At 68.4% G+C, this 6555-nt stretch carries 8 protein-coding genes; all 8 read right to left on the bottom strand.

Features of this window, described 5'->3' with window-relative positions:
- Window positions 1–145: 145 nt before the first annotated feature.
- The 8 genes from hisI to hisD are packed head-to-tail and all read right to left on the bottom strand — an operon-like array spanning window position 146 to window position 6512.
- On the bottom strand, window positions 146–490 hold the full coding sequence (gene hisI / locus FR943_RS14305) for a phosphoribosyl-AMP cyclohydrolase (protein ID WP_217158110.1): 345 nt from the start codon (window positions 488–490) through the stop codon (window positions 146–148).
- Window positions 487–1272 (bottom strand): imidazole glycerol phosphate synthase subunit HisF, encoded by a 786-nt coding sequence (gene hisF / locus FR943_RS14300; RefSeq protein ID WP_217158108.1) that lies wholly within the window; start codon window positions 1270–1272, stop codon window positions 487–489. Before hisF ends, hisI begins: the two co-directional genes overlap by 4 nt.
- A complete protein-coding gene (locus tag FR943_RS14295; RefSeq protein WP_217158106.1) occupies window positions 1269–2090 on the bottom strand; it encodes an inositol monophosphatase family protein in 822 nt (273 codons plus the stop codon). Before FR943_RS14295 ends, hisF begins: the two co-directional genes overlap by 4 nt.
- A gap of 4 nt (window positions 2091–2094) precedes the next feature.
- A complete protein-coding gene (gene priA / locus FR943_RS14290) occupies window positions 2095–2829 on the bottom strand; it encodes a bifunctional 1-(5-phosphoribosyl)-5-((5-phosphoribosylamino)methylideneamino)imidazole-4-carboxamide isomerase/phosphoribosylanthranilate isomerase PriA (protein WP_217158104.1) in 735 nt (244 codons plus the stop codon).
- A complete protein-coding gene (gene hisH / locus FR943_RS14285) occupies window positions 2826–3443 on the bottom strand; it encodes an imidazole glycerol phosphate synthase subunit HisH (protein WP_217158103.1) in 618 nt (205 codons plus the stop codon). The genes priA and hisH overlap by 4 nt, the downstream gene beginning before the upstream one ends.
- On the bottom strand, window positions 3440–4048 hold the full coding sequence (hisB, locus tag FR943_RS14280) for an imidazoleglycerol-phosphate dehydratase HisB (RefSeq protein WP_217158102.1): 609 nt from the start codon (window positions 4046–4048) through the stop codon (window positions 3440–3442). Before hisB ends, hisH begins: the two co-directional genes overlap by 4 nt.
- Window positions 4045–5187, bottom strand: coding sequence for a histidinol-phosphate transaminase (locus tag FR943_RS14275; protein ID WP_217158101.1), 1143 nt, complete (start codon window positions 5185–5187; stop codon window positions 4045–4047). Before FR943_RS14275 ends, hisB begins: the two co-directional genes overlap by 4 nt.
- Window positions 5184–6512, bottom strand: coding sequence for a histidinol dehydrogenase (gene hisD / locus FR943_RS14270; RefSeq protein ID WP_218045574.1), 1329 nt, complete (start codon window positions 6510–6512; stop codon window positions 5184–5186). The genes FR943_RS14275 and hisD overlap by 4 nt, the downstream gene beginning before the upstream one ends.
- Window positions 6513–6555 lie beyond the last annotated feature (43 nt).

Genomic DNA, 6555 nt, shown 5'->3' with positions numbered 1-6555 from the left:
CGCCGACTGGTCGGCCATCTGCAGCACCCATGCTGACCAGCATAGGTCCACTTAAGCAGATAAGCAGTACATACTTTCGATTATCCACCCGGGGTGATGCCTCGGCAAGGGTTTTCATCAACTGAAACTCGGCTTGACCACCCCGTCAGCCGTCGGACAGCAGCACGTCCGCGTCGAAGCAGGTGTGCGCGCCGGTGTGGCAGGCCGCGCCGATCTGATCGACCTCCAGCAGCACCGTGTCCCCGTCGCAGTCCAGCCGCACCGAGTGCACGTACTGGGTGTGCCCCGACGTGAGGCCTTTGACCCACTGTTCGCCGCGGGACCGCGAAAAATAGGTGGCCTCACGGGTTTCCAGGGTGCGGGCCAGCGCGTCGTCGTCCATCCAGGCGACCATCAGCACCTGGCCGGTCCCCCGCTCCTGTGCCACGGCAGTGAAAAGGCCGGCCTCGTTGCGTTTCAGTCGCGCCGCGATGGCCGGATCGAGACTCATCGGACAGTGATCCCTTCAGCCGCCATCGCCGCCTTCACCTCGCCGATGGTCAGCTCCCGGAAGTGGAACACGCTGGCGGCCAGCACCGCGTCGGCCCCGGCCTGCACGGCGGGCGCGAAATCAGCCACCGCTCCGGCGCCGCCGCTGGCGATCACCGGCACGCCGACGGCCGCGCGCACCGCACGCAGCATCGGCAGGTCGAAGCCCTCCTTGGTGCCGTCGCGGTCCATCGAGTTGAGCAGGATCTCACCGACCCCGAGTTCGGCGCCGCGCGCGGCCCATTCGATCGCGTCGATCCCGGTGCCGCGGCGGCCACCGTGGGTGGTCACCTCCCAGCCCGACGGGGTGGGCTGATCACCGGCCGGGACCGTGCGGGCATCGACCGACAGCACGATGCACTGCGAACCGAACTGGCGGGCCATCTCGGCCAGCAGTTCGGGCCGGGCGATCGCGGCGGTGTTGACCGACACCTTGTCGGCGCCGGCGCGCAGCAGCACGTCGACGTCCTCGACCGAACGCACACCACCACCGACGGTCAGCGGGATGAACACCTGCTCGGCGGTGCGCTTGACCACCTCGAGCATGGTGGCCCGGCCCGACGAGGACGCGGTCACATCGAGGAAGGTCAACTCGTCGGCGCCCTCGGCGTCGTAGGCCGCGGCGAGTTCGACGGGATCGCCTGCGTCCCGCAGGTTCTCGAAGTTGACGCCCTTGACCACCCGGCCGGCGTCGACGTCGAGGCACGGGATCACCCTCGTCGCGACATCACTGATGGTGCTCACAGGTAGTCCTCCGGATTGCCAGCGGATTTCACGATTTCCAGCATGCGTTCATGTACGCCGGGGGCGGCGGCCAGCGCCGACTTCGACTCGGCCGTCCACGGATCGCCGGCCAGGTCGGTCACGATGCCCCCGGCCGCGCGCACCAGCGCCACCCCGGCGGCGTGATCCCAGATGTGGTGCCCGAAACTGATCGCCCCGCCCAACACCCCGGCCGCCACGTAGGCCAGATCGACCCCGGTGGCCCCGTGCATCCGCACCCGCGAACAAATCCGGCTGAGGTTGGACAGCACCTCAACGCGATACCGACCCGGGAATCGGCCCCGCGAAGCGATGTTGAAGGTCTGGATGCCGACGATCGAGTCCGTCAATGTCGGCGACCCCAGGGTCGGCAGTGCCACCCCGTTGTCATAGACCGGACCCCCGAGTAGCGCCGAATACCGCTGCCCGGTGAACGGCAGCCAGGTCAGCCCGGCCACCGGCTCACCGTCGGCCAGCAGCCCCAGCAGGATGGCCGCCATCGGTGACCCGGCCGCGTAATTGAAGGTGCCGTCGATCGGATCGAGCACCCACACCAGCGGTGAGTCGATCGGCTCACCGCCGAATTCCTCGCCGTGGACCCCGATTCCGGTGGCCTCGGTCAGTGCCCGCACCACCTGTCGTTCGATCGCGAGATCGACCTCGGTGGCGAAATCGTTGCCTTGCTTGGCGACCGCGGAATCGGCCCGGTGCCCGGCGATGAACGGCACCGATGCGGCGTCGAGGATCTCGGTGGCCGCGGCCACCAGTGCGGCCAGCTTTGACGGGTCCAGGTCGCCCATGCGCTTATCCGCTGACCGCGGCCAAGGCCTCGGGAAGAGTGAACCGCTGGGCGTACAGCGCCTTCCCCACGATCGCGCCCTCGACGCCACGACCGGTCAGGGTGGCAATCGCACGCAGATCATCGAGGCTGGACACCCCGCCTGAGGCGATCACCGGGGCGTCGGTGCGGTCGGCGACCGTCGCCAGCAGATCCAGGTTGGGGCCGGTGAGGGTGCCGTCCTTGGTGACGTCGGTGACGACGTAGCGCGAACACCCTTCGCGGTCAAGGCGATCCAGCACCTCCCACAGATCGCCGCCGTCGGTTTCCCAACCGCGGCCACGCAACCGCCAACTACCGTCGTCGAACTGCACATCCAGCCCGACCGCCACCCGGTCGCCGTACTCGTCGATGGCGCGGCGGCACCACTCCGGGCTCTCCAGCGCCGCGGTGCCGATGTTGACCCGGGCGCACCCGGTGTCCATGGCAGCCTTCAACGAGTCGTCGTCACGAATACCGCCGGACAGTTCGACTTTCACATCGAGCTTGCCGACCACCTCGGCCAGCAGTTCGCGGTTGGAACCGCGACCGAAGGCGGCGTCCAGATCGACCAGGTGGACCCACTCGGCGCCGTCCCGCTGCCAAGTCTGCGCCGCCTCCAGCGCCGAGCCGTAATCGGTCTCGCTGCCGGCCTTGCCCTGCACCAGGCGCACCGCTTTGCCCTCGACCACATCGACGGCCGGCAAAAGAATCAAACTCACAGTCCCTCAACCCAATTCGCGAGCAGCGTGGCACCGGCATCGCCGCTCTTCTCCGGATGAAATTGCGTAGCCGACAACGCACCGTCTTCGACGGCGGCGATGAACGGCACATGATGCGTTGCCCAGGTGACCAGTGCATCCGGGTTACCGGACCACTCCTGAGCGGCGTACGAGTGCACGAAATAGAAGCGGGTGGCCGCGTCGAGCCCCTTGAACAGCCGGCTGCCGGCCGGTGCGTCGACGACATTCCAGCCCATGTGCGGGATGACGGGCGCCTCCAACCGGGTCACCGAACCGGGCCACTGCCCACAGCCGGTGGATTCCACGCCGAACTCGACGCCGCGGGAAAACAGGATCTGCATGCCCACGCAGACGCCGAGCACCGGACGACCGTGCTGCAAGCGGTCGGCGATGATCTTCTCGCCGCCGATGGCCCGCAGCCCGGTCATGCACGCCTCGAATGCGCCGACACCGGGAACCACGAGACCGTCGGCCGCCGCGGCAGCGCCGGGATCAGCGGTCACCTCGACCTCGGCACCCGTGCGTTCCAGTGCGCGCTGCGCCGAGCGCAGATTGCCCGATCCGTAGTCCAGGACGACGACTTTTGTTGTCACAGAGTGCCCTTGGTCGACGGAACGCCGGTCACCCGGGCGTCGTACTCGACGGCCTGGCGCAGCGCCCGGGCCACGGCCTTGTACTGCGCCTCGGTGATGTGGTGCGGGTCGCGACCGTACAGCGTGCGCACGTGCAGCGCGATGCGGGCGTTGAACGCCAGCGATTCGAACACATGCCGGTTGATCACGGTGTGGTACGGCGCGCTGGAACCCTGAATCGTGAACTCCACCATGAATTCCGGTTCGCCGGTGTGCACGAAATAGGGCCGGCCCGACACGTCGACGGCGGCGTGCGCCAGCGTCTCGTCCATCGGGATGAACGCGTCACCGAAGCGGCGGATGCCCTTCTTGTCGCCGAGGGCCTGGCCGAGCGCCTGACCCAGCACGATCGCGGTGTCCTCGACGGTGTGGTGGCCCTCGATCTCGATGTCACCCTTGGCGTGCACGGTGAGATCGAAGCTGGCGTGGGTGCCCAGCGAGGTCAGCATGTGGTCGAAGAACGGCACCCCGGTGTCGATGTCGACCACACCGGTGCCGTCGAGGTCGATCTCGACGGTGATGTCGGATTCCCTGGTCTTGCGTTCAACTTTCGCGCGTCGGCTCACGATGCTCCTACCGGGCTGTTGGCGGATGGCTGAAGTTCGGTCGCGGCCAGATCGGCGCTGGCGGCCAGGAACGCGTCGTTTTCCTCGCCCAGACCGATCGTGGTGCGCAGGTAACCGGGAATCCCGACATCGCGGATCAGGACGCCCCGGTCCAGGTAGCGCTGCCAGCTGGCCGGTGCGTCGGCGAACTCACCGAACAACACGAAGTTCGCGTCGCTGGGGATCACGCGGTAGCCGAGGCGGCCCAATTCGGCGCTCACCCGGTCACGTTCGGCGGCCAGGGTGGCGACGCTGCCCAGCGTGTCGTCGGCATGGCGCAGCGCGGCGCGGGCGGCGGCCTGGGTCAGTACCGACAGGTGATAGGGCAGGCGCACCAGCAGCAGCGCATCGATCACCGCGGGCGCGGCGGCCAGATACCCCAACCGACCACCGGCGAAGGCGAACGCCTTGCTCATGGTCCGGCTGACGATGAGTTTGGTCGGGTAGTCGTCGAGCAGCGCGACCGCGCTCGGCTGCGACGAGAATTCGCCGTACGCCTCGTCCACGATCAGGATGCCGCCGGTCATGGCGTCCAGCACCCGGCGCAGGTCATCGAGCGGAATGCTCTGGCCCGACGGGTTGTTGGGGCTTGCCACGAACACCACATCGGGGGTGCGTTCCCGGATGGCCGCCACGGCGACATCCACGTCGAGCCCGAAATCGTCTGCCCGGGCGGCCTGCAGCCATTCGGTCTGGGTGCCGTCGGCGATGATCGGATGCATCGAATACGAGGGCACGAACCCGATCGCGGTGCGGCCCGGGCCGCCGAACGCCTGCAACAGCTGCTGCAGGATTTCATTGGAACCGTTTGCCGCCCACAGGTTGTCGACGGTCAGCGGCACCCCGGTGGCCGCGGTGAGATAAGCGGCCAGATCGGTGCGCAACGCGACCGCGTCCCGGTCGGGATAGCGGTGCAGCTCGGCAGCGGCCTCGCGAACCGAGGCCGCGACGTCGTCGATCAGGGCCTGGGTCGGCGGGTGTGGGTTCTCGTTGGTGTTCAGCCGCACCGGCACCACCAATTGCGGTGCGCCGTACGGTGACTTACCCCGCAGGTTCTCCCGCAGCGGCAGGTCGGCCAGCGTCACGTCCTGTGCGCTCACCTTTCAAACCTCCGTCGGACCGCCTCGCCGTGCGCCGGCAGATTCTCGGCCTTCGACAGCGTGATCACGTGTCCGGACACATCTTTGAGCGCGGCCTCGTCGTACTCGACGACGTGGATGCCACGCAGGAACGTCTGCACGGACAGCCCGCTGGAATGCCGGGCACAGCCCGCCGTAGGCAGCACATGGTTGGACCCGGCGCAGTAGTCACCCAAGCTGACGGGCGAAAAGGCCCCCACGAAAATCGCACCTGCCGAACGGATGCGCGCCGCGACGGCGGGGGCGTCCTCGGTCTGGATCTCCAGGTGTTCGGCGGCATAGGCGTTCACCACCCGAACCCCGGCATCGATGTCATCGACGAGCACGATCGCGGACTGCTTGCCCGAGAGTGCGGCCCGGACCCGGTCGACGTGCACCGTGGTCTCCAACTGGCGGGTCAGCTCACGATCGGTGGCCGCCGCCAACGCCTCGCTGTCGGTCACCAGCACGCTGGCCGCCATCTCGTCGTGTTCGGCTTGGCTGATCAAATCGGCCGCGACGTGTACCGGATCGGCGGTGTTATCGGCCAGGATCGCGATCTCGGTCGGGCCGGCCTCGGCGTCGATACCGACCTGCGAACGGCAGATCCGCTTGGCGGCAGTGACGTAGATGTTGCCGGGGCCGGTGATCATGTCGACCGGGGCGAGCTCGGCCCCATCGGTGTCGGTGCCGCCATAGGCCAGCAGCGCCACCGCCTGCGCACCACCGACGGCCCACACCTCGTCGACGCCGAGCAACGCCGCGGCGGCCAGGATGGTCGGGTGGGGCAGGCCGTCAAACTCAGCCTGCGGCGGGCTGGCGATCACCAGCGAGTCAACACCGGCGGTCTGGGCCGGCACCACGTTCATCACGACGCTCGACGGGTAGACGGCGTTGCCGCCGGGCACGTACAGCCCGACCCGCTCGACCGGCACCCAACGCTCGGTGACGGTGGCCCCGGGCGCCAGCGTCGTGGTGGTGTCGGTACGGCGCTGATCGGCGTGCACCGCGCGAGCCCGGTCGATCGCGACCTGCAGGGCGGCGCGGACGTCGGGGGCGAGGTCGGCCAGAGCGGCAGCCAGCCGGGCCGCGGGCACCCGGACCGCGTCCGGGCGGATGCCGTCGAAGGAATGGCCGTAATCCAGGGCGGCCGCGGCGCCGCGCTCGGCGACGGCCTCCACGATCGGACGGACCTTGGGCACCACGGCATCCACGTCGACCCCGCCGCGGGGCAGCGCAGCGCGCAACTGCGCGGCGTTCAGGACGCGGTTGCGCAGGTCGATACGGGACATCTGAAACTCGGCCATCGGTTCAATTGTCCCTGATCAGTCCAGTTGATAAAAATCCGAC

Origin of the sequence: [Mycobacterium] fortunisiensis, assembly GCF_019050325.1 — a bacterium.
GTDB classification, from domain to species: Bacteria; Actinomycetota; Actinomycetes; order Mycobacteriales; family Mycobacteriaceae; genus Mycobacterium; species Mycobacterium fortunisiensis.
The sequence above is the reverse complement of the archived record's forward strand: the minus strand, read 5'-3'. Positions and strand labels throughout refer to the sequence as shown.